The sequence below is a fragment of the Dethiothermospora halolimnae genome, assembly GCF_037577855.1.
GTDB classification, from domain to species: Bacteria; Bacillota; Clostridia; order Tissierellales; family VENL01; genus Dethiothermospora; species Dethiothermospora halolimnae.
In genome coordinates, this window is sequence record NZ_JBAKFX010000010.1 from 1 (window position 1) to 24,307 (window position 24,307).

17 protein-coding genes are annotated in these 24,307 nt (G+C 30.4%); 16 read left to right on the forward strand and 1 reads right to left on the reverse strand.

What is annotated here, in order from left to right; genetic code table 11:
* Window positions 1–142 precede the first annotated feature (142 nt).
* From V6137_RS06160 to V6137_RS06235, 16 genes are all read left to right on the forward strand, one after another.
* A complete protein-coding gene (locus V6137_RS06160) occupies window positions 143–3,175 on the forward strand; it encodes an insulinase family protein (RefSeq protein WP_425447020.1) in 3,033 nt (1,010 codons plus the stop codon).
* 338 nt (window positions 3,176–3,513) lie between these two features.
* The gene (locus V6137_RS06165; protein WP_425447021.1) at window positions 3,514–4,239 is read left to right on the forward strand and encodes a M15 family metallopeptidase; all 726 of its coding nucleotides are present in this window, start codon (window positions 3,514–3,516) and stop codon (window positions 4,237–4,239) included.
* Between the two features lie 122 nt (window positions 4,240–4,361).
* A complete protein-coding gene (locus V6137_RS06170) occupies window positions 4,362–5,414 on the forward strand; it encodes a stalk domain-containing protein (protein ID WP_425447022.1) in 1,053 nt (350 codons plus the stop codon).
* An 83-nt stretch (window positions 5,415–5,497) separates the two neighbouring features.
* The gene (locus tag V6137_RS06175; protein WP_425447023.1) at window positions 5,498–6,265 is read left to right on the forward strand and encodes an EFR1 family ferrodoxin; all 768 of its coding nucleotides are present in this window, start codon (window positions 5,498–5,500) and stop codon (window positions 6,263–6,265) included.
* Window positions 6,266–6,586: 321 nt separating this feature from the next.
* Window positions 6,587–7,174 (forward strand): anthranilate synthase component II, encoded by a 588-nt coding sequence (locus tag V6137_RS06180; RefSeq protein WP_425447024.1) that lies wholly within the window; start codon window positions 6,587–6,589, stop codon window positions 7,172–7,174.
* A gap of 2 nt (window positions 7,175–7,176) precedes the next feature.
* Window positions 7,177–8,547 (forward strand): aminodeoxychorismate synthase component I, encoded by a 1,371-nt coding sequence (gene pabB / locus V6137_RS06185; RefSeq protein WP_425447025.1) that lies wholly within the window; start codon window positions 7,177–7,179, stop codon window positions 8,545–8,547.
* A gap of 16 nt (window positions 8,548–8,563) precedes the next feature.
* Window positions 8,564–9,379, forward strand: coding sequence for an aminotransferase class IV (locus V6137_RS06190; protein ID WP_425447026.1), 816 nt, complete (start codon window positions 8,564–8,566; stop codon window positions 9,377–9,379).
* Between the two features lie 94 nt (window positions 9,380–9,473).
* Window positions 9,474–10,040 carry a GTP cyclohydrolase I FolE gene (folE, locus tag V6137_RS06195; protein ID WP_425447027.1) on the forward strand — a complete coding sequence of 189 codons (567 nt, stop codon included), beginning with the start codon at window positions 9,474–9,476 and terminating at the stop codon, window positions 10,038–10,040.
* A 78-nt stretch (window positions 10,041–10,118) separates the two neighbouring features.
* Complete coding sequence (aroF, locus tag V6137_RS06200) at window positions 10,119–10,895, forward strand: 3-deoxy-7-phosphoheptulonate synthase (protein WP_425447028.1); 777 nt, start codon at window positions 10,119–10,121, stop codon at window positions 10,893–10,895.
* Between the two features lie 107 nt (window positions 10,896–11,002).
* Window positions 11,003–11,470 carry an adenylyltransferase/cytidyltransferase family protein gene (locus tag V6137_RS06205; RefSeq protein WP_425447029.1) on the forward strand — a complete coding sequence of 156 codons (468 nt, stop codon included), beginning with the start codon at window positions 11,003–11,005 and terminating at the stop codon, window positions 11,468–11,470.
* Between the two features lie 218 nt (window positions 11,471–11,688).
* Window positions 11,689–12,993, forward strand: coding sequence for a branched-chain amino acid transport system II carrier protein (gene brnQ, locus V6137_RS06210; RefSeq protein WP_425447030.1), 1,305 nt, complete (start codon window positions 11,689–11,691; stop codon window positions 12,991–12,993).
* A gap of 486 nt (window positions 12,994–13,479) precedes the next feature.
* The gene (locus tag V6137_RS06215; RefSeq protein WP_425447031.1) at window positions 13,480–13,716 is read left to right on the forward strand and encodes a hypothetical protein; all 237 of its coding nucleotides are present in this window, start codon (window positions 13,480–13,482) and stop codon (window positions 13,714–13,716) included.
* A gap of 234 nt (window positions 13,717–13,950) precedes the next feature.
* Entirely contained in the window at window positions 13,951–15,675 is a 1,725-nt protein-coding gene (locus V6137_RS06220; protein ID WP_425447032.1) for a phospho-sugar mutase, read from the forward strand.
* Window positions 15,676–16,230: 555 nt separating this feature from the next.
* Complete coding sequence (locus V6137_RS06225) at window positions 16,231–16,953, forward strand: ABC transporter ATP-binding protein (RefSeq protein ID WP_425447033.1); 723 nt, start codon at window positions 16,231–16,233, stop codon at window positions 16,951–16,953.
* Window positions 16,937–19,450 (forward strand): COG1361 S-layer family protein, encoded by a 2,514-nt coding sequence (locus V6137_RS06230; RefSeq protein ID WP_425447034.1) that lies wholly within the window; start codon window positions 16,937–16,939, stop codon window positions 19,448–19,450. Before V6137_RS06225 ends, V6137_RS06230 begins: the two co-directional genes overlap by 17 nt.
* Window positions 19,443–20,804 carry an ABC transporter permease gene (locus V6137_RS06235; RefSeq protein ID WP_425447035.1) on the forward strand — a complete coding sequence of 454 codons (1,362 nt, stop codon included), beginning with the start codon at window positions 19,443–19,445 and terminating at the stop codon, window positions 20,802–20,804. The genes V6137_RS06230 and V6137_RS06235 overlap by 8 nt, the downstream gene beginning before the upstream one ends.
* A 191-nt stretch (window positions 20,805–20,995) precedes the next feature.
* Here the strand turns inward: V6137_RS06235 and V6137_RS06240 are convergent, their stop codons facing one another.
* Window positions 20,996–24,181 (reverse strand): SNF2-related protein, encoded by a 3,186-nt coding sequence (locus V6137_RS06240; protein ID WP_425447036.1) that lies wholly within the window; start codon window positions 24,179–24,181, stop codon window positions 20,996–20,998.
* Window positions 24,182–24,307 lie beyond the last annotated feature (126 nt).

Consider the following 24,307-nt stretch of genomic DNA (forward strand, 5'->3'; position numbering starts at 1 on the left):
GGTTAATCCAATAACAGATTTTATAGTGAACTTTATTCCGTGTGATGCAAAAAAATGTTGAGCTAATAAATATATAGGGTTTCCATCAACAATAAATTCAAGATTTTTAGGGATATTTTTAATTTTAAAAGGGGGAGAATATATGAAAAAGACAAAATTTTCAAAGTATTTGAAGAGAGTTACTGCTATATTACTTTTTATTAGTTTAGTGATTGCACCACTTCCACTATATGCTCAGTCAAATACTACAGATTCACTGGAAGTAGGTAAAACTTATCATGGGTTTAAATTGACTAGGCAGGAAAAAGTCGATGAAATAAACTCTACGGCAGAAATTTTTGAACATTCTAAAACGGGAGCAAAATTAATTTATTTAAGGAATGATGATGACAATAAGGTATTTACTATAAACTTTAGAACACCACCTGAAAATAGTACTGGTGTTGCCCATATAATTGAGCACTCCGTTCTTTGTGGATCTAGAAACTTTCCAACTAAGGATCCGTTTTTGGCAATGATGAAAAAATCATTAAATACTTATTTAAATGCAGCGACTTATGCAGATAAAACTGCATATCCCGTGGCAAGTAGAAATCATAAAGATTTTAGAAATTTAATAAATGTATATTTAGATGCTGTTTTCTATCCTAACTTCTATGAAAATGATAAGATATTTAAACAAGAGGGATGGCGTCATGAGTTAGAAACAGTAGATGGGGAATTAAACTATAATGGTATTGTTTATAATGAAATGAAGGGAAACTATTCTAATGCCCAAAGATTATTAGGTAGCAAGATAGATGAATCCCTATTTCCAGATAGTATATATCGACATGACTCAGGGGGGAATCCAGAAAATATACCTGATTTAACCTATGAAGAGTTTGTAAATTTCCATAAAAAATATTATCATCCTTCAAACTCATATATATACCTATATGGTGATATGGATATAATGGAGACACTAAAATTTATTAATGATAATTACTTAGCTAATTTTGATAAAAAAGAGATTGATTCAGAGATACCTATGCAAGAACCATTTGATCAAATGAAAGAGGTTTATGCTAAATATTCGGTACCAGAGGGAACCGATACTAGTAATAAGACATATATGGCTCTTAACTATGCTATGCCCAAACAGCCTAATGTTGAGTCCTATCTGTCAGCCTTTATCAGTTTTGCATTGTTTGACTATGACTCATCTCCTGTTAAAAAAGCGATTTTAGATGCAGGGTTGGGTTCTAGTAGTACCAGTTCCTATTCTTCTGGTAAGCAGCAACCAACATTTAGTATTATGTTAAATAACACTAATAAAGATAAGGCAGAAGCATTCAAAAAAGTTGTTTTTGATACTTTAACTAAATTGGTTAATGAAGGTATGGATAAGGATAGGTTAAAGGAAGAGATAGCATCAATAGAGTATTCATCTCGTCAACAAAAAAGTAATGCTACTAGGGGAATGAATTATAATGATTCTATTATGATGGGATGGTTATATGGTGGAGATCCACTGGCATTCTTAAAAGTAAATGATGTATTAGAAGATATAAAGGGTAAAATCGATGATAACTATATAGAAAACTTTATAAAGGAAAATATATTAGAAAACACCCATAGTTCATTAGTTGTATTAGAACCTCAGCCGGGATTGGCAAGTAAAAATAATGCAAAATTATCTAAAAAACTACAGGACTATAAAAATAGTTTAACTGATGAAGAAAAGAAACAATTAGTTAAACAAACAGCCGAACTGAAAAAATGGCAAGAAACTGAAGATACAGAAGAGGCTTTAGCAACTATACCAACACTTTCCTTATCTGATATTAATGATGATGTAAAGGAAATACCAACTGATATTGAAAAAATAAATGATATTACAATATTAAATCATCCTATTTATACAAATGATATCGGATATATTGAAATGTACTTTGATACAACTAAAGTACCTCAAGAGCAAATACCATACTTATATTTACTATCGAGTCTTCTTAAGAAAGTTGATACTGAAAAGTATTCCTATGAAGATTTAGTAAGTGAAGTTAAGTCCAATACTGGAGGCATAGGGTTTGGGGTGCAAGCCTATAGTAAATATGGAGATTCAAACACATATTATCCTAAAATGGTAGTTGGAACAAATGTACTTTCTAGTAAATTACCTAAGGCATTTGCTTTAACATCAGAGATAATTAATAATAGTAAATTTGATGATGTTGATAGGTTAAAGGAAATAATATCAAATTACAAATCTCAAATTGAGTCTGGATTTAGTTCAAATGGAGCAGGAATTGCTATAAATCGTACATTTAGCTATTTCTCAGAAGTAGATAAATATGGGAGATTAGGAAGTGGATTAGATTATTATAATTTTATATGTGAGGTTGAAAAACAACTTGAAAATGCTCCAAATACTGTAATTGATAACTTAAATAAAGTTTATAAGCTAGCATTTGATAAAGAAAATCTTATCGTTGGTGTAACTATAGATAAGAAAAATTATGATAAATTTAAAAAGGAATTTAATAGTTTTTCAAAGGATTTGAAGGTAGTAGATGGACCTAGACAAACATATAACATAGAATTTGACAATATTAAGGAAGGGATAAAGGTTCCTTCTAAGGTTCAATATGTAGTTCAAGGATATAATTATGAAGAGTTAGGATATGAATATTCAGGTAAGATGGAGGTTCTATCTAAAGTATTAAATACAGATTATTTATGGCCACAGTTACGTGTTAAAGGGGGAGCCTATGGTGGATATTCAATTATGTCAGAGGATGGAACATTAGGTTTCTATTCTTATAGGGACCCAAGACTTAAGGGAACATTAGAATCCTATGATGGAATGGTTAAGTTCCTAGAGACATTTAATGCGTCTAAGGAAGACATGGTTGATTATATTATAGGAACCATAGGTTCTATGGATAGACCATTAAGTCCATGGCAAAAAGGTTCAAATGCTAATGCTAACTATATTAAACAAATAACCTATGAAGATATAAAACAGATAAGAAAAGAAATATTAAATACAACTGGGGAAGATATAAAAACTTTTGCTAAAATGATAAAATCAATAATGGAAAAAGATAATTATTCCGTAGTAGGAAACGGTGAGAAGATCGAACAACATAAAGACGTGTTTGATATAATAATCGATGCTTTAAGTAAATAGAAGATTAAATTATAAAAAGCCCCTTTAAAATTAATTTGAAAGGGACTTTTTATAATTTATAACTTTAAATCAGTAAATAATAGGTATATAATATATATTTAGATAGTTATGTTAAGGATATAAAGGGGAGACTTTAGTCATTACTAAGTTAGGATATTATGAGATTACTGAAAGGTATGATGTTTTTACTTTGTATTTTATTAGTTGTTTCTGTCATTATTAAAAGTATTATCAATAATATTCTTTGTACTTACTTAAGAACTTAATTAAAGGCTAAATAAAAAATATGAGGAACTATTTTGTATAGAAATATAAAAATTACTGAAAGGTGGAAATTTATGATCAATAGTAAAATGATATTACATATTTCTATAGTTATGATCTTTTTTCTATTGACAAAGGCTACTCCGATTTATAAAAATAAAGTAAAAATAGACCATGAAATTGAGGGAATACTTCATGAAAAAAAAGAAGTTGACCAAGAAGAGAGTTTTAGATGTGGACCGTTGCCTAAAAGGATAATAAAAAAAGTAAAAGAGGTATCATGGAAGGAGAATGATAAAATACAACTAAATGATTTATATTATGTAGAGGTGTTACATTGGGGTTTTGATTATAAGGTCCATAGAGGCGAGCTTATAGTACATAGAAAAGTAGCAGAAGAAGTAATGGAGATATTTAAAAAATTATATGATAAGAAATTTGAAATAGAAAAGATAAGATTAATTAGTGAATATAATGCAAATGATAATTTGTCTATGGCAGATAATAATACCTCTGCTTTCTGTTATCGTGAAATAACAGGAAAAAAGGGAATGATATCTAAGCATGGTTATGGTATTGCAATAGACATTAATCCTTTAATAAATCCATATGTAAAGGGAGATGTAATCTTACCTAAGGAAGGAAAAAAATATATACAAAGAGATAAAAAGGTTAAAGGGTTAATAACAAAAGATAGTATTGTTTATAAACTATTTAAGGAAAAAGGCTGGACTTGGGGAGGGGAATGGAAAACTCTAAAGGATTATCAACATTTTCAAAAAAATATTTCAATTGAGTAAATATGGGACTATGATTACGAATTGATTACATTATACCATATTATATTTCAACATATACAGAATATAGTATGGCGACCATAGAAAAACGAAATTACTTATAACTAATAATGGGAGGAAGATTAATGAATAAAAAGAAAAATATGCTAGTAATACTACTTGTCACATTAATGGTATTTTTATCAGATTTTTCATTAGTATATGCAGCCGATGGTTACCGAAACATAAAAGCTTGGTTTGGTGACATTAATATATTAAACAATGGAGAAAAAATAGGAGACCACGTTCCAAAATTTATGGTAGATGGTCTTATTTATGTGCCAATTCAAAAAGTTGGAGAAATTTTTGATAAAAATTGGAGTTGGGACCAAGTAACTCATACAATGAGATTTACAGATAACCCCAGTAAGCAGAATTTTAATCAAAAGCAAAATAATATGATGATGTTTATGAGACTTTTTGAAAAGGAAGAAAAAATTAAAGAGTTAGAAGAAAAGGTTAAAACATTAGAGACAAAATTAGAAGGAAAAAAAGAGGTAACAGATTTGGATGATTTAGAGAAAGATATTAAAGATAAGTATGATGAAATAGACGATGTAGAGGTTAATGATATTGATTTAGATGATAAAGGTAATGACGTTGAAGTAAAAATAGAGATAGATCTGGATAAAGATGAGAGGGAGTGGAAAAGGGTTTCAGAAAGTGAGCTAGAGGATTATCTTGAAAATATATATGATGAAATTAAATACGCAGTTGAGGATTTAGATGATGTGAAGGGAGAAATTGAAACAAAGTCTAGAAAATATGATGACATTGAATTTATATTTAATTCAAGGGGACAGGTAAGATTTGATCTAGATAATGATTCAGTTAATGACCTTGAGAACGAACTAGAAGATGAGTATGATAAAATTGATGATGAAGTAAGGGTAGACTTTGAACTTCGTGGTGATAAGGACAAAATATATGTTGATATACAAATTGAATCAGATCATGAAGATGATGATTTTGATGATTTAAGTAGAAGTGATGTAGAAAACTATATAAAAGATTTATGCAGGGATATTTTAGATGAATTTGATGATGCTGATATTGATGGTAAAATAGAAGATAGTGATGGATATAAAGAAGTTAAATTTGATGTGGATTTAGGATATGATCTAGATATAGATTGGTAATATAGCATAACAATAGATTTACGTATATAAAAGTTTTAACCTATTTTTGTTAAGACTTTCAACTTTAAAAAAGGAGATTTATTATGGATATTAAAAGGGGAAAAATAATTTTTTTTAGTGGCACTGGCAATACGAAATATATAGCTAAATCCTTTGAAGAAAACTTCAAAAATAAAGATATAGAAATTGATATAACTTCTATAGAAAATATAAGAAGGTTTGATATTAAAAATATAGACTTTTTAGTAATAGGTGCTCCAATATATGCAGATAATGTACCAGAATTTTTTATCAAGTGGTTAAAAGAAAATATTCCATATGCTGAAAAAATGATTCCAATAATATTATTTACCACTCAGGTCTCAACTGGAGCTGGGGTTCATATTATGGAAAGAATAATGACTGATAAGAACTATAAAGTAGTTATTAAAACTAGTTTCTCTATGCCTAATAACTATTATTATGCCATGTTTTCTAAAACTCCAGAGAAAAGGGTAAAAGAAATGATAAGCAATGGAAAAAATAAAGTTGAAGAGTTAGTAGAAAAGTTTTTACAAGGAAAAGAAGTTAAAGACAGGGGAACTAGAAGTAGAGTATTTTTGGCAAAGGCAGTTGGTAAAATGTTCTCCAGTGTAGGGAAAAAACAGGCCCAAAAATTAACCGTTACTGAAGACTGTATAAAATGTGGTTTATGCGTAAGAAAATGTCCAAGCAATAATATTATATTAAAGGATAAAATAACTTTTAAAGAGAACTGCTACGTTTGTACTAGATGTATACATATATGTCCTGTAAATGCTATTAGATATAAAGGCAAGAAATGTGATCAGTACAATATGTTTTTGAAGTAATAAAACTTTTATTTGTATCTTCTACTATAGGAGTATCAAATCTCTGTTCTTTGCTCCTTACACCCTGTACAAAACAAAAGAAGTGCTAAAGGCATCTGTGTTCTAAGAATAAAAGCTGGTATATGTAAAAACATATGCCAGCTTTTTACATTGTAAATAATATTAAAACTTTGTTAAAATTATAGATAAGAGTATTATCAAAATTCTTTGTTATTATATTACAAAATACTACAAGATTTGTTGACTATTAACCCCTTATGAATATATAATTAGATGTAAATTGTTTATAAAATATATCGGTAAACATGTGAGGTGTTGGATATGATATTGATGATAGATAATTATGATTCTTTTACTTACAACTTAGTACAGTATTTAGAATCATTGAAAGAAGAGGTTTCAGTCTATAGAAATGACGAGATAACTTTAGAAGAAATAGAAAAAATGGATCCTGATATGATAGTTCTATCTCCGGGGCCCTGTACACCTAATGAAGCAGGAATATGTAAAGAGGTTGTGAAAAAATTCAAAGGTAAATTACCTATTTTAGGAATATGCCTTGGACATCAGACGATAGGCGATATATTTGGTGGGAAAGTTATAAAAGCGATGGAACCGGTTCATGGAAAGGTACATCCTATAAAACATGGAGATAAGGGAGTTTTTAAAGGGTTAAATAATCCTCTAAATGTAACTAGATATCATTCCTTAGTGTTAGAAAGGGAAAGCATTCCAACATGTTTTGAAATAACTGCTGAAACCAATGAAGGGGAAATAATGGGTATAAAGCATAAAGACTATTTAATAGAAGGAGTCCAATTTCATCCGGAAGCAATATTAACAGAACAGGGAATGGATATTTTAAATAATTTTTTAAAAGAAGCAAAAAAATATAAAAGAGGGTGTTAGATATGTTAATAAAAGAAATCAAGACATCTCTTAATAGTTTTGAAATATATAGTATTTTTAAAAATGATAAGTATAGCTTTTTTTTAGATAGTGGTATGGATCATGATAACTTAGGAAAGTATTCCTTTATAGGTGCTAATCCTTTTGGAGTATTTAAAAGCAAAAATGAGAGTATAACTATAATAGAGGATAATGAAGAAAAAACTTTCAATGGAGATCCATTTGCCCAGCTAAAAAAGTTATTGTCAAAGTATAATATGAATTATAAAACAGATATCCCCTTTATAGGAGGAGCTGTTGGATATCTATCCTACGATCTATGTCATCACGTTGAAAAATTACCTAGAACAGCAATTGACGATGTAGAAATCCCCGATTGTTTTTTTGGACTATATGATGGCATAATTATAATAGATCATAGGGAGAACAAAGTTTTTATCTCATCACTGGGAATAAAGAACAATGAAGAAAAAACTATAGATAATATAACCAGTAGAATAAAAGAAGCTGAAAAAATAGGAATTAATATAGAACTTAAAGATAAAGAGTTGCCTGTGGAATTTAAATCTAATTTTACAAAGGAAAACTATATAAAGGCTGTAGATAAGGTTAGGAACTATATAAAATCTGGGGATATATATCAAGCCAATTTAACCCAAAGGTTTAATTGTGACCTACAGGAGTCTCCCTTTGAGTTATATGGAAAGCTTAGAGACATAAATCCAGCCCCATTTGCTAGTTTTATAGATTTTGGGGAAGGGTATATAGTAAGTAGTTCCCCAGAGAGATTTGTAAAAGTAGAAGATAGGATTATAGAGACTAGACCGATAAAGGGTACAAGACCTAGGGGAGCTAACGAAGAAGAAGATATAAGAAATAGAGAGGAACTACTATCAAGTGAGAAGGATAAAGCCGAATTATTGATGATAGTAGATTTAGAAAGAAATGACTTGGGAAGAATATCCAAGACTGGCACAGTAGAAGTAACTGAATTATTTAAATTAGAGGAGTACTCAACCGTATATCATTTAGTGTCAACAGTAATAGGTGAAATGAAAGAAGGTAGTGACTTAGTAGATGTAATAAAATCTACTTTTCCAGGAGGTTCCATAACAGGGGCACCTAAAATTAGGGCCATGGAAATTATAGACCAATTGGAACCAACCCAAAGAAATATATATACAGGCTCTATTGGATATCTTGGATTTAATGGAGATATGGATTTAAATATTGTGATTAGAACCATTGTTTGTAAAGATGATAGGGCATACTTTCAAGTAGGTGGCGGTATTGTATGGGACTCCGATGCTGAAATGGAATATGAAGAGACTCTCCATAAGGCTAAGGCTCTAATAGAAGCCTTAAAAAAGTAATCTTAGGGTGATATTATTGAATATATCAGTAAACGGTAAAATTATACCAAGGGACAAATTCCTCTATCCCATAGATAGCAGCGGTTTCATGTATGGCTATGGTATTTTTGAAACCATGAAAATAGTAGAAAATAAAATACTTTTTTTAGAGGAACATATTGATAGGCTTAAAAATGGATGTAAGATATTAGGATTAACCCTTAAATATGATTTTAAAGATATAAAAAAATATTGTTATGACTTAATTCATGCCAATGGTATAACTGGTGGTGTTGTTAAACTAACTTATGTAAATGGAGACAATAATACCTTAATAATTACCACTAGGAAAAATAGTTATAAAGATGAGGATTATAATAGAGGTTTTAAAGTAGCATTTTCAGATGTAAAAAGAAACCCCTATTCAAAACTGGTATATGTAAAGTCTAATAATTATTTAGAAAATATATTGGCTAGAAGGGAAGTAGTATCTAGGGGATACGATGAAGTCATATTTGAAAATATTCATAATGAAATATGTGAAGGTGCCATATCTAATATATTTTTTATTAAAAACAAAAAAATATATACACCGAAAGTAGAATGTGGTATATTATCAGGGATAGCTCGAACTAAAGTTTTAGAATTAATAAAGGAGTTAAATATAAATCATGAAGTTGGGATATTTGATAAAAGAACATTATTAGAAGCTGATGAAATATTTATTACAAATTCCCTTATGGATATAATGCCCATAAGTCAGGTGGATAATAAAACTTTTAATATAATTAATTATAGTATCACCAATCTTCTAATTGACAAATTCAAAGTATTTATAAAGGGAAAAATATAAAATATGAGAGTTTTACCATCAATTTTAAAATATACAAAATTATAAGCTTAATAAAAAATAATAATTGTTAGATACTAAGAAAGGAGCATTTACTATGGATAAAGAAAAAATAAAGAGAGCTGTCAGAGATATATTAGAAGCTGTAGGTGAAGATCCAGATAGAGAAGGATTAATTGATACTCCAAGAAGAATTGCTAACATGTATGAAGAGATTTTCGAGGGTTTAAAAAAGGATCCAAAGGATCATTTACAAGTATTTTTTCAAGAAGAACAACATGAAGAATTAGTATTAGTTAAGGATATACCATTTTATTCTGTATGCGAACATCATTTAGTTCCATTTTTCGGTAAGGCCCATGTGGGATATTTGCCTAAAAATGGTAAATTAACAGGACTTAGTAAACTTGCTAGAGTAGTTGATACTGTAGCCAAAAGACCTCAACTTCAAGAAAGACTTACTGCATCGGTTGCAGATACGATAACTGAAGTTTTAGACCCATATGGTGTAATAGTAGTTGTAGAGGCTGAACATATGTGCATGACTATGAGGGGTATTAAAAAACCAGGTTCTAAAACTATAACATCAGCAGTAAGGGGATTATTTGATAGGGATGCTAAGGCAAGGGCTGAGGCCATGTCATTAATCAATTTTGGCAGATAAGTAGTGGATTATTTATTAAAAGTATAGTATAATCTTATACTACGATAAAATATAATGAAATGAATAAGGAAGATGTTTATGAAGGATAAAAAAGTATTAAATGGAGAAAAGGTAACGGTTAAGTTAGGAAAACTAAATATTGGAGATGGAAAGCCTGTATTCATGGCAGGACCCTGTTCAGTTGAATCTAGGGAACAAATAATAGAAACTGCCTTACAGCTTAAAGAAATAGGGGTAGATGTATTAAGGGGTGGTGCATTTAAGCCTAGGACAAGTCCCTATAGCTTTCAAGGTCTTGGGGAAAAGGGCCTAAAATATTTGAAAGAAGCAGGGGAAAAGGCAGGATTACCCATTGTAACAGAATTAATGGATGAAAAAAATCTGAATATAATAATGGAGTATACAGATATTATTCAGATCGGTTCTAGAAATATGTATAATTATCCCCTTCTAAAGGCAGTTGGAAAGGTAGATAAACCTATTTTACTAAAACGGGGCATGAGTGCTAAGGTTAAAGAATGGATATTGGCAGCAGAATATATTGCCTCTAATGGAAATAAAAATATTATACTATGTGAAAGAGGCATAAGAACATTTGAAACTTATACTAGAAACACATTGGACTTAGCGGTTGTTCCCATAGTAAAGAGAGAAACAGGGTTACCGGTGATAGTAGATCCCAGTCATGGTACAGGAATAAGGGACTTAGTTGCTCCTATGACAAGGGCATCTTTAGCTTGTGGTGCCGATGGAGTAATGATAGAGGTACATCCAAACCCGGAAGAAGCATTAAGTGATGGACATCAATCATTATCCTTAGAAGAGTATGGAGAACTAAAGAATTCATTATTATAAAAGACGATTTTTAATCGTCTTTTTTGTTGTTTTTGAATAGAAAAGGGGAATATATAAATATGAGTTAATTAAATGCTATATAATAAAATGATTAGGAGAAGATTAAAATGACAACGGGACTGATAATAGGTAAGTTTATGCCTATACATAAAGGACATAGGGCACTTATTAATTTTGCTAACTCTAGATGTGACAGGTTAATTATATGTGTATGTACCCTTGATGGGGAGCCAATTGAGGGACAGTTAAGGTATAAATGGGTTAAAGAAATATATAAGGATTTTAAAAATATAGAAGTAAAACATATAACCGAAAAACTCCATAGTAAAAATTTACATATTGAAAAGGCAACAAAATTATGGACTAAATATTTAATAAAAAATATTGATCCAATTGATATAATATTTTCATCGGAGGAATATGGAAACTATTTGGCTAAATACATCAATGCTAAACATATACAATTTGATCCTAATAGAAAAAATAATAAAATATCGGCAACAATGATTAGAAACAACCCACTGAAATATAGGCACTTTATTCCTGATATTGTAAAGCCTTATTTTAAACTGTAAAGTTTTTATATGTGCTTTTTTCAAAATCTCTGTACTCTGATCCCTGCACTCTGCACTGAGCAAAGAAGTGGCAAAGCCACCTTTGCTCTTGATTTAAATATTAAATTAACTTCATAATTACTTTATTGGATTATAACTAAAGATATGTTAGAATGAAAGTATAAGATGGTTGTTAAAAAATTAACAAACATTATATTTAAATAAAGGGAGGGGCTAAAATGAAGAAAGAAAATAAAGACTTTTTAGTAATAGGACTAGCACTATTCGCAATGTTTTTTGGTGCAGGAAACTTAATATTTCCACCATCAATAGGTTTGCAAGCAGGAGAAAATTGGTTTGCTGCAATGATGGGCTTTTATTTAACTGGAATAGGGATGCCCCTATTGGGTATTTTGGCAATATCTAAAGCTGGAGGAACTATTGAAGGATTGGCTGGCAAGGTTGGTTCAAAATTTAGTAAAATATTTGGCTCAGTGGCAGTACTAATCTTAGGTCCTCTTTTAGGAGTACCAAGAACAGGAGCAACAACTTATGAAATGGGTATAAAGCCTATTTTTTCAGATGTTAGTCCTGTGTTGGTTTCAATAGTTTTCTTTTCTGTAACTCTATTTTTCGTAATAAAACCGTCGGGTATAATAGATAGAATTGGAAAGTTATTAACACCTATATTATTAATTATGCTTTCGGTAATCATATATAAAGGGGTTACAGCTCCAATGGGAACCCCAATAGATACTGGCATGTTAAAGCCCTTTTCAACAGGATTTACTGAAGGTTATCAAACAATGGATGCCATAGTATCTATACTTATAGGAGGCATAGTAATAGCTTCATTAAAGGAAAAGGGGTATGAAGATAAGAAACAGCAGTTTAAACTAACGGCAAAGGCAGGTATATTAGCAGCAACGGGATTGGCAATAGTATATGGGGGATTATTATATCTTGGAGCTACAGGGAGTTCAGTATTTCCTCAGGATATAGTGAAAACAGGATTAACCGTATCAATAGTTACGACTATATTGGGGGAGATTGGGAAAGCAGTTTTAGGTATATGTGTTTCCTGTGCGTGTCTAACAACTTCTGTGGGAATTACAGCAACGGTGGGAGATTATTTTAGCAAAATAACTGAAGGGAAGTTAAGTTATAAATCGGTGGTTATAGCTTCTTCTATAATAAGTGCCATAGTTTCAAATACAGGAGTTGAACAAATAGTTAAGTTCGCAGCACCTATATTAGCGGTTATATATCCGGTGGCCCTTGTGTTAATTATAATGAATTTATTTGATAACTTGATAGTCAATAAAAGGATATATAAAGGAGCTGTATATGGAACTTTATGTATAAGCATAATAGATGGAATTACTGCTTTAGGAGTAGATATTGGAATAGTTAAAAATATTGTGGCTATATTACCATTAGGTAAACAGGGATTTGGATGGATATTACCTGCATTAATTGGAATAGTTATAGTAAATACATTAACAAAGAAAAATGAAGAAAGAAGGAAGAGAAAGTATGCTTAAAGTTTAATATAAAAAATATAAGGGAATTACCTTAGGGTAATTCCCTTATATTTTTATATGTAGGTCCTGAATATATTTAGGGTGACTTTACAGCCATACAGTACAGTATAATAACAAAGTAGAGTTGTTAAGAATTCATAAAAATCGAGTTTCTGGGGGATTCATAAAAATCGAGTTGCTGGGGGATTCGCAATCCCACAGCTTATTTTAAAATACAGTCTTTGGCATAATAGGTCTTCTAGAAGAAGACCTAAGGGCCTCAATATATTGAGACCCTACATAAATTTATGGACTCACCAACTTCCTGCTCCCTAAACCTTGCACCCTGCACAGAACAAAGAAGTGGCTTTAGCTCCATTTGTTCTATTATTGGGAATTATAATTTGCAACCAATTTGTTATACCCTATAGTTCTTTGATATAATAAAAATAACGAATTATCTGAAAAATAAGTAGTTGAATATATGGTTGAAATTGGGGGATATCAATGTTTGATATTAAACTTTCTGGGGAAATAGCTGAATTTATCAAAAAAATCTTGTATAATATAAATGGTAATATATATTTTATAATTATTATTTTGCTAATTGTTTTTTGTGGATATGCTATATTTACAAATATAAGGAAAAACGAATATGATAGGGTCATAATGCTAGTAATATTTTCTATTATATTATTAGGAGGAGCTGTAGGGTTTTTTATAGAGCATAGTATAGTTCATTGAATGATTATTTAATACTTAACATTAAGTTTTAATTTGTTCAAATTAAGCCATATTAAGGTTAATGTTAAACATTAACCTTAATATATTTTTAATATCAGGGTAACAATATGATATAGATATAAAGTAATGGGTCAGACTTATATATATCAATATAATTTGTAACCTAATTTATTTTAACAAATAACCCTACTTGAAAACTATGATACCAAATAATAAAATAAAAGGAGGAAGATTATGGAACATTTGAAACTTTATCAAAAGTGGTTAGATGATGAAAATATTGATGAAAAAACTAAGGAAGAATTAAGAACTATAAAGGATGATGAAGAGGAAATACAGGATAGATTTTATAAACAGTTGGCATTTGGTACAGCTGGTCTAAGGGGAAAAATAGGAGCTGGGACCAATAGGATGAATAGATACATAATAAAAATTGCAACCCAAGGTCTTGCAGAGGTTATAAAAGCACGGGGAAAGGAAGCCATGGACAGAGGTGTTGCCATAGCCTATGATGTAAGACATTACTCCGATGAATTTGCTAAAACAGCAGCTTTAGTGCTGGCAGAGAGTGGAATTAAAGTATACCTATTTGAAGGTATAAGACCTACCCCAGAATTATCATATACTATAAGGAAGCTAAATACAATGTCAGGAATAGTGGTTACTGCAAGTCATAACCCTAAAGATTATAATGGATACAAAGTATATTGGAAGGAAGGTTCCCAAATACTTTCAGACATTGCCGAGGAAATAACAGAAGAAATAGATAAGATAACTGACTTTTCTAAGGTTAAGGAAATGGATGAAAAAGAAGCTAAAGAAAGGGGATTATTAAATATAATAGGGAAAGAAATAGATGATGATTATATAGAGATGGTAAAGGGACTCTCTTTAAGGGATGATATAGATAAAGATATAAAAATAATTTATACTCCTTTAAATGGTACAGGTAATAAACCGGTTAGAAGGGTTTTAAAGGAAAGGGGATTTAAAAATGTAATAGTTGTACCAGAACAGGAAAATCCAGATCCAGACTTTACAACTGTTGGGTATCCAAACCCAGAGGACATAAAAGCCTTTGAATACTCTGAAAAGCTAGGTGAAAAAGAAAATGCCGATATACTAGTTGCAACAGATCCAGATTGTGATAGGGTTGCTTGTATGGTTAAAGATGATAATGGAAAATACGCATCATTAAATGGTAATCAAGTTGGAGCCATACTTATAAACTATATACTAGAATCTAGAAAAGAGCAAAATAGTATCCCTGAAAATGGAGCAATAGTGAAGTCTATTGTAACTGGAGATTTGGGAAAAACAATAGCTAAAGAATATGGTGTTGAAACTATTGACACACTGACAGGATTTAAGAATATCTGTGGAAAGGCAAATGAATTTGAAAGAACTAAGGAATACGACTTTATATTTGGATATGAAGAAAGTATAGGTTATGTATATGGAACTAAAGTAAGGGATAAGGATGCTGTTATTTCATCAATGTTATTGGCCGAAGCAGCAGGATATTATAAGTCCCAAAATAGGACATTAATTGATGTATTAAATGATATTTTTGAAAAACATGGATATTACTCAGAAAATCTATTCTCATTGGTACTAGAGGGAATAGAAGGGCAAAAGAGAATAAAGAGAATGATGGAAGTATATCGTAAAGAATATCTAAAAGAAATAAAGGGTGCTAAGCTATCTAAGTTTATAGATTATCAAATACAAACCGAGACGGATTTTGTAACAAATGAGACAAATAAAATAGATATAAATCCAACAAATGGTCTTAAATTTATGTTAGATGACGAATCATGGTATGCAATACGTCCTTCAGGAACAGAACCCAAAATAAAGATTTATATCTATGCTAAAGGAGATACACTTGAAAAAGCAGAAGAAAAAGTTGAAAATATAAAGCTAGCGGTGATGGAAAAGCTAAATAGTGTGGAATAGTAAGGGAAGTAAAAAATATAGTGAAGATTTTGAATGAATTGGAAGTTATTTGTGAAATTGACAATCGACAATGGACAGTTGACAATTTAAGGTACAAATCCGCTGAAGCTGATTTGATGTTTAGTATTTTACAGATCAAGGAAGTGAATTAACATTTAAATGGTAAATGGTTACTGTCAACTATATTAAGTAGATAAAAATTTATTCCTCAGTAAATACAGTGAAAAACTTGGATGACTTAAAAGTATCCAAGTTTTTCACTGTATATGTAGGGTCTGGTCTGGGCATGTCCAGACCACCGTCCCGTCAGGTGGCGGAAAATCAGCTTGCTGATTTATTAACTATTAACTATTAACTATGTTTACTCAAAAGAAAGGTAAAGTTTTCCCTTCGTAACAATTTTGTAACTATTAATATCAGTTCATATGGTATAATATAGTAGACAAGCTATGAACAATTATTGTTACAAATTAGTATCATTTTCAAGATGTAATAATAAATTATATATAAAAAAATAAATATTAAAAGAGGGTTTGGACAGGAAGGAGGAATATATTGGGGAATATCGTTGAAGTAAAAGGGGTTAGAAAGGTTTATAGAATGGGGCAAGAGAAGATAGTAGCCCTTGATAATGTGGATTTAGAAGTAGAAGAAGGTAAATATTGTTGTCTATTGGGAACATCGGGTTCTGGCAAATCTACACTGCTAAATATGATGGCTGGTTTAGAGAAGCCAACTAAAGGTAGTATACTGATTAAGAACTATCCAGTGGAAAAAATGACTGAAAATCAGTTGGCAGTATTTAGACAGAAGTTTATAGGATTTGTATTTCAATCATATAATCTACTACCGTCCTTGACCGCCCTTGAAAATGTAACTATGCCATTAATGTTCAAAGGAGTTCCAGCTAAGGTAAGGAAAAAAAGGGCTTTAAAGATGTTAAAGGCGGTGGGGTTAGAAAAAAGGGTTAATCATAAACCATCAGAGATGAGTGGAGGACAACAACAAAGGGTTAGTATAGCCAGATCATTTATAAACAACCCTCAAATATTATTTGCCGATGAACCCACAGGAAATCTTGATACAAGCACAACTGAGGAAGTAATGAAGCTAATTATTGACTTAGCAGAGGAACATAACCAAACCCTTATTATAGTAACACATGATGTGGAAATAGCAGATTTTGCCCATAAGATAGTCCATATGAGGGATGGAAATATTGAAAAAATTCAAGAAAATAACAACAGGAGGGAAATAAATTATGAGGGGATACTGTAGAACTTTTAGTTTTTTCATGGTAATTATTTTGGTAATGGGGTTAATAGATCCTATAGTTTTTGCACAAGATAAAGATAATGCAAGTGGTATTGCCATTGAAATTAAGGACGATGGCATCAAGGATGATTTGATTTATCCTAATGAAGAATTTGAAGTGAAAGATATGATAATAAGATTAGATAAAGGAATAATGAATATTAGTGATGGAAATGAAAAAACAAAAGAATTAATAAAGGATGAATTAGAATATTTATATTTAGAAATAGATACTTCTTCATTTTACATAAAAGATAAAGGTTCTAAAATAAGAGTTGATCTATCAGGTAAAGATGGAGAAGTAGAAGAGGATAAGGAAGAATATGCTACAATTGTAATAAAGGACTTAAAGCTAGTATATACTGGCACAGGAAATGGAAGAATTCCTATTACTTTTAAATATAAGATAAAAAATAGTGATAAAGAAAATTTTATAAAGGATAACATCGGTGTAAAAGTTGGGAATAAGGGAGATGAGGAAGAAGAGGATACAAAGAAACACAGGCCATACTTAAAACTAGATGATGAATCCACATATGATGTAGAAGCTGGAGATAGTGAAGATATAGACTTAGAAATTAGAAATGCCAGTTCATACGATGCCCAAGATATTATTATTTCTGCAGTTATAGAAGAGTCTAGTAGCCCAATATTTTTTAATGGAGATAACAGTTTTGATTTTAATAGAATACATGATGGAAAGAGTAAGGATATAGAATTAGATATAGAAGTAGAGAAGACTGCCCAATCAGGTAGTTATCCAATAAAACTTGAATATAAATTTACAAATAGAGCTGGAAATGAATTTACGGGGTCAGATACTATATATATTAAAGTTACAAATAATAATGTACCACCAAGACTTATAATGAATCCTAATTTTATGGAAAAAGATTTTATTGAATCTGGTAGTGAATCATTAATATTTTTAGAAATTGAAAATAAGGGAAGTTTAGATGCTAAAGATATAAAAGTAACTTTGGAAGGTTTAAATCCAGGTGGATTTACTTTAGGATATGGAACAAACACTAGATATATAAACTCAATAGATGATAGTGAAATTGAAACTATTGATTTTTTATTACAGGCATCTGATAAAATGGAGTCGGGAAGTTACCCTTTAACATTTAAAATAGAATATACTGATGATTCAAAGGAAAAGTACACTGATGAACAGAAATTTTTCTTAGATGTTCGATCGGAGGGTACTAGTAAATCAAATATTTCTATAGATAATTTAGAATCGTTAAAAGAGAGTTATAATGTAAATGAGAACTTTTCTATTAAATTTGATTTAGTAAATAACGGGAGATACAATGCTCAAAATGCAAAAGTTTCCATAGAGACAGAAGAACATATAATTCCTAAGTCTCAAAATATAAAGATTATTAGAAACATATCTCCAGGAGATAAAGTTCCTATGGAATTTATTTTGTGTGCAACAGATAAAGCAGAGAGTAGAAACTATCCTATAGCTATAAATGTAGAATATGAAGATGATAAAAGTAATAAATCAGAGAAATATACTTTTAGTCAGTATGTAGGAGTTAATATAGATAATGGACAAGGTAATAGTAAAAGTGTGCCGAAAATAATAGTAAGTGAATATAAATCGGATCCTGTTATTGTAAATGCGGGGGAAGAGTTTGATTTATATCTTCAGTTTAAAAATACCCACTCATCAAAGTTAATAAGAAATATAAAGGTATTTTTGACTATAGAACAGGAAACCGATGAGAATGTGGGTACGGGAAATGTATTTACCCCTGTAAAAAGTAGTAACACATTTTATATAGACTCTATTGGACCTAAACAAACGGCTGCAAGAAGTCTAAAGATGTATACTATGCCCGATGCAAAACCAAAATATTATGAAGTAACTGCCAACTTTGAGTATGAAGATGGCAAAGGAGAACAACATACAGCAAAGGAACTTATAGGTATACATGTAAAACAACCAACAGAATTAGAAATAGGAGATGTTGAAATACCACCGGAAGCCTATGTGGGTCAACCATCACCGGTATCTCTTCAGATTTATAATACTGGTAGGGTTGATTTAAGAAATCTTAAGGTGGAGTTACAAGGGGACTTTGATACACAAAATGGAAGTTTCTTCTTTGGTAACTTTGATTCTGGATATAGTGACTACTTTGAAGGAATGGTTATACCAAACCAAGCAGGAAAGACAGAGGGTAAAATAGTTGCAACCTATGAAGATGTATCGGGAGAAGAAATAAAAGTAACAAAGGACTTTTCTATTAATGCTATGGAGATGCCAGCTATGGATGAAAATGGACCACCTATGGAACAGCCACCTATGGAAGGTGAAGAGGAAAATGGTAGCATATGGAAGAATAAATATCTATGGGCTGGCTTAGGAACTATTATATTATTGGGAGCCATATTTATAATCCGTAAGAAGATAAAAGAGAAGAAAGGTATGGATTTCGATGAATAAGATTGACTTAGTAAGGTTGGGACTTAAGAATTTATGGAGACGTAAATTAAGAACCTTCCTTACCATATTAGGGGTAGTAATAGGTACTACATCAATACTTCTTATGGTATCCCTTGGAATTGGAATGAATGAAAGCTTTAAAAATACAGTAGAAGAAATGGGAAGTCTTAGCATTATAAATGTCTATAAACCCTTTAATTATGAAGGAATGGAGGAAAATGATACTCCAAGAATGAACAGAAATGCTAAATTAAATGATATAGCTGTAGCTAAAATGTCTAAGATTCCAGGAGTAGACGTTGTAAATCCACATCTAGAAACTCAACTTAAATTAATATCTGGACGTTATAGTGCCTATGTTCCAGTTGTGGGTATTGAACCGGAGGCTATGAAAAAGTTGGGTTTTGAAGTAGAAAAAGGACGGTTACTGAATGAAAATGACAAATTATCTTTAGTTTTTAGTAACGGAATAAAAAGAAGGTTCAGAAAAAGTGGTTCTAGAAATAGATATGGGGAAAGTGAAGAACCGGATATAGATCTACTTGAGGATCGTATGGAACTTACCTATGATATGAATTATGGGGAGAGAAAATCAACAGATGACAAAGACAATAAAAGACCAGTGAGGCCCTATAGAGTAACGGGAGTAGGAGTATTAAAAGAGGGGAAAAGACTTAACAGGAGATGGGCTGTATATATGACAATGGATCAAGTTAAGGAAATTATAGAAGATAAGAAAAAGTATGAAAAAAGACAATCTAGGAGTAGAAATGGCATGATGGGACGAGATAATACAGATGAATATGAACAAGTAGAAGTAAAGGTAAAAGATATAAATGATGTTAATGAAATACAAGAGAAAATTAAAAATATGGGATTTGAAACATTTAGTCCAAATGATATGCTAGAATCAATGAAGGATGCATCAGCAGGTATAAGGAAAGTACTAGGTGCTATAGGGGCTGTGTCATTACTTATTGCAGCTATAGGTATAACTAATACCATGATAATGTCAATATATGAAAGAACTAGAGAGATAGGTATAATGAAGGTAATAGGAGCACTTATTTCTGATATAAAAAAATTATTCTTATTTGAAGCTTCAATGATAGGTTTTTTAGGGGGAGTTCTTGGAGTCGGGATTAGTTATCTAGCATCATATGTATTAAATAATTCGGGTTTTGAGTTGATTTCCACCTATGCAACGGAAGGTCCTGGAAAGATATCAATAATTCCAATGTGGCTGGCTTTAGGGGCTTTAGGATTTTCAACTATAGTTGGACTTGTAGCAGGATATTTCCCAGCTAGAAGGGCAATGAAACTTAGTGCATTAAAGGCGATAAAAACAGAGTAAAAGATTGAGGTTGAGTAAAATAATAAAAAGGATTTTGCCTTTGGCAAAATTCTTTTTATTTTTCAGTAATCTAAAGTAGGGACAGGGCATGCCCTGTCCGGTTTTAATGCCAGATAATATTAATCAGTAAAAAACTTGTATTATTAAATATAACCTTTAACAATATACTAAAACTAAAACTAAAACTTAAACTAAAACTCAAACAAATCCCTTATATCATCTTCATTTAAACTACTTATAAAGCTTTCTCCTTTTTTAATAACCGAATCTATTAGTTTTTTCTTTTTTTCTTGTAGACCATATATTTTCTCCTCTATTGTATCCTTTGTAATAAGCTTATATACATTAACAGTATTTTTTTGCCCTATGCGATGGGCCCTATCGGAGGCTTGAGCTTCCACGGCTGGGTTCCACCAAGGGTCAAAGTGGATAACGGTATCTGCACTGGTTAGATTAAGTCCAGTACCTCCGGCTTTTAGGGATATTAAAAAGACATTTTTATCCCCTTTATTAAATTCATTAACTAGATTAAGTCTAGTATCTACCTTGGTGTTACCATCAAGATAGTTATAGGATATATTTTTTTTATCTAAATTTGATTTTATTATACTAAGTAAAGAGGTAAATTGGGAAAATAATAAGATTTTATGATTAGACCCTATTAAATCATCCATAAGTTCCATTAGTAATTCCAATTTTCCACTTTTACCATCATAGTTATCTATAAATATGGATGGGTGACAACATATTTGCCTTAATCTAGTTATCTGGGATAATATCTCAAACCGACTTTTATTAAAACCATCTTCTGATATTTTCTTTGATATATTTTCTTTAATTCTATAAATATAAGCATTATATATTTTTTTCTGCTTAGGGGTTAATTCACAGGATAATTTAGTTTCTATTTTTTCAGGAAGTTCCTTTAGAACATCCTTCTTTTTTCTACGTAATATAAAGGGAGAAATTATCTTATTTAGTCTATTTAATTTATTATTATCATTACTTTGAACTATAGGTTTTTCAAATTTTTCATTAAATTTTCCATGGGATAACAGAAAACCTGGCATAATAAAGTCAAATATGGACCATAGTTCAGTAAGGGAATTTTCAATAGGTGTACCGGTTAGGGCAAACCTATGTTTAGCATTAATAGATTTTACTGATGTTGCATTTACTGACTTAGGATTTTTAATATGTTGGGCTTCATCTAGTATACAACAGGCAAATCTATACTCATTATAGAACTCTATATCCCTCCTAATTAGAGGATAGGAAGTAATGACTAGGTCATAACTACTGATAGTAGATATTAGTTCCCTGCGACTATCCTTGCTCCCCGATATAACAATGGAATTAATATCTGGAGCAAACTTTTCTATTTCATCTTGCCAATTATATATAAGGGAAGATGGGGCTATAACCAATGAAGGAAATTCTCCCTTCAAATTATATATATAAGTTATAGCTTGTAGAGTTTTACCCAGCCCCATATCATCGGCAAGGATTCCCCCTAAATCAAGATGGGCTAAAGTGTTTAACCATTTATATCCTTTAATCTGGTAATCCCTTAATATATCTTTAAAATTAGAGGGGATAATTATATCTGATATGTCAAAGTTTTTTATTGATTTTATGATATCTGTTATTTTATCTTCATTATCAAAGAAGATTCTGTCTTTACCATCCATTGAGTTAAAAACATTAACTGCTCTATATTTACTTAAGGATATGATGTTATCTGTAATTTCATCCTTTTCTATGTGTTCTAATAAAGTATCAACTTTTTCTACCCCTTCACTTTCTAAAGAGACCAATTTATTATTTTTTAATTTATGATATTTTTTCTTTTCTTTAATGGCCCTTAATATCTCCCCAATTTCTTCTTTATCAAAACCTTCAATATCAATATTTAAATCAAACAAATTACCACCAGATAATGACGTTATAGATGAATTGGTGATTTTTATATTTTCGGCATAGAAATTTTTCACTCCATCGGTGTAATATATATCGCAAATTGATTTTAGAGAATCTACAGTGTTTTTGAAGAAATCATATATTTTTTCTGAGTTTTGGAGATGAAGAAAACCATCATAGACTTTAAAACCATATTTCTCCAATAAGTTATATATATATTCTTCTTTATTGGTGTCCCTTATTATATAGGGATTTGTATTTTCCTTTGAAAAGGGATTTATGGTTTCATCTCCATATATAAACTTAACTTCTATGGATATACCATTTTTATATTTATCAAAATATAACTGTGATTTTAAGGGATGTTCAATATATTTATCCTTTATATCCGTAGATAAATTAATTATTGGTTCATTTCTAAAATTAGATAAATAGGATAAAAAGTTTCTCTTATTTTCGTTGCCAAACTTTATGGTTTTAATATGTCTATCAACATATATTTTGGCAAAGGGATATATCTTATTATGTTCATCTATTAAATAAAGTTTTCTATCTTTAAAAAATACTAAAGTATCCTTGTCTGACATAATTATTAAGTCTTCATCTATATCTAAATCTACTATTACATCTGAATCCTCACTTTTTATATCTATATCAAATGGGATGGTGTCAAAATCCGTTGTAACATTGGAATAGACATCATATTCGAAGTGAAGTTCAAAGGGAGTATCACCAAGTAATTTTAAAAATTTTATAAACATATTTTCACTTAAGTCTATATCTTTTTGATTTATAATAGAAACATTTCTATTAAACTTATAACTTGCAGATTCCTGTATAGAGTATAGTTCTTTTATAAAGTCAAAAATCTCTTTATCTCTTTTGCTAAGTTTATGGCTACTGGGGTCAAAGGTAAACTTCTGACCAAAATATAGAGATTTATTTTTAGCCATGGCATCTAAAAGTGAAGGAATGTCTTTAATTACATACAGTCTATCTATACCTAATTTAATAGATAATCTAACTGACAGACGGTTATAATCTTGATAGCAATGAATTCTATACAGGGTGGTGAGGGTATCCTTTGGTCTGTCATTTTGAACATTGACATATTGCTGTAGAAACATTGACGCAGGGTCAGAAAACTTTTTCTCTTTAGTTTTATTTAATTTTTCTATTGTATTTCCATTTTCTATATATAAATACATGGCGGTTATATGTTTACAAACCCTATTTTCACTTTCAAAATAAGGACAAGAGCATGATACACTTTTTATTTCATTATATATATCAAAGTTAAAGTTAACTTCATATAATTCAGTTCCCAATACAAAACCTATGATTCTGTTTTTTCTAGAGTCATAGGAACCACCAATAACTCTGTTTTTATTATAGTAATTAAGGCCCTTTTCATAGGTCCAATTGTCCATATGCTTTTTTAATCTTGATATTTTCATTTAATCACTCCAAAATCTTATAAAAAATCTCTATTTATAATTATAGCATTTTGACTTAATAAATAAACAATATAAATAAAAATAGTTAAGTATACTTAGATTTTATTTATTGAATTCCTACACATA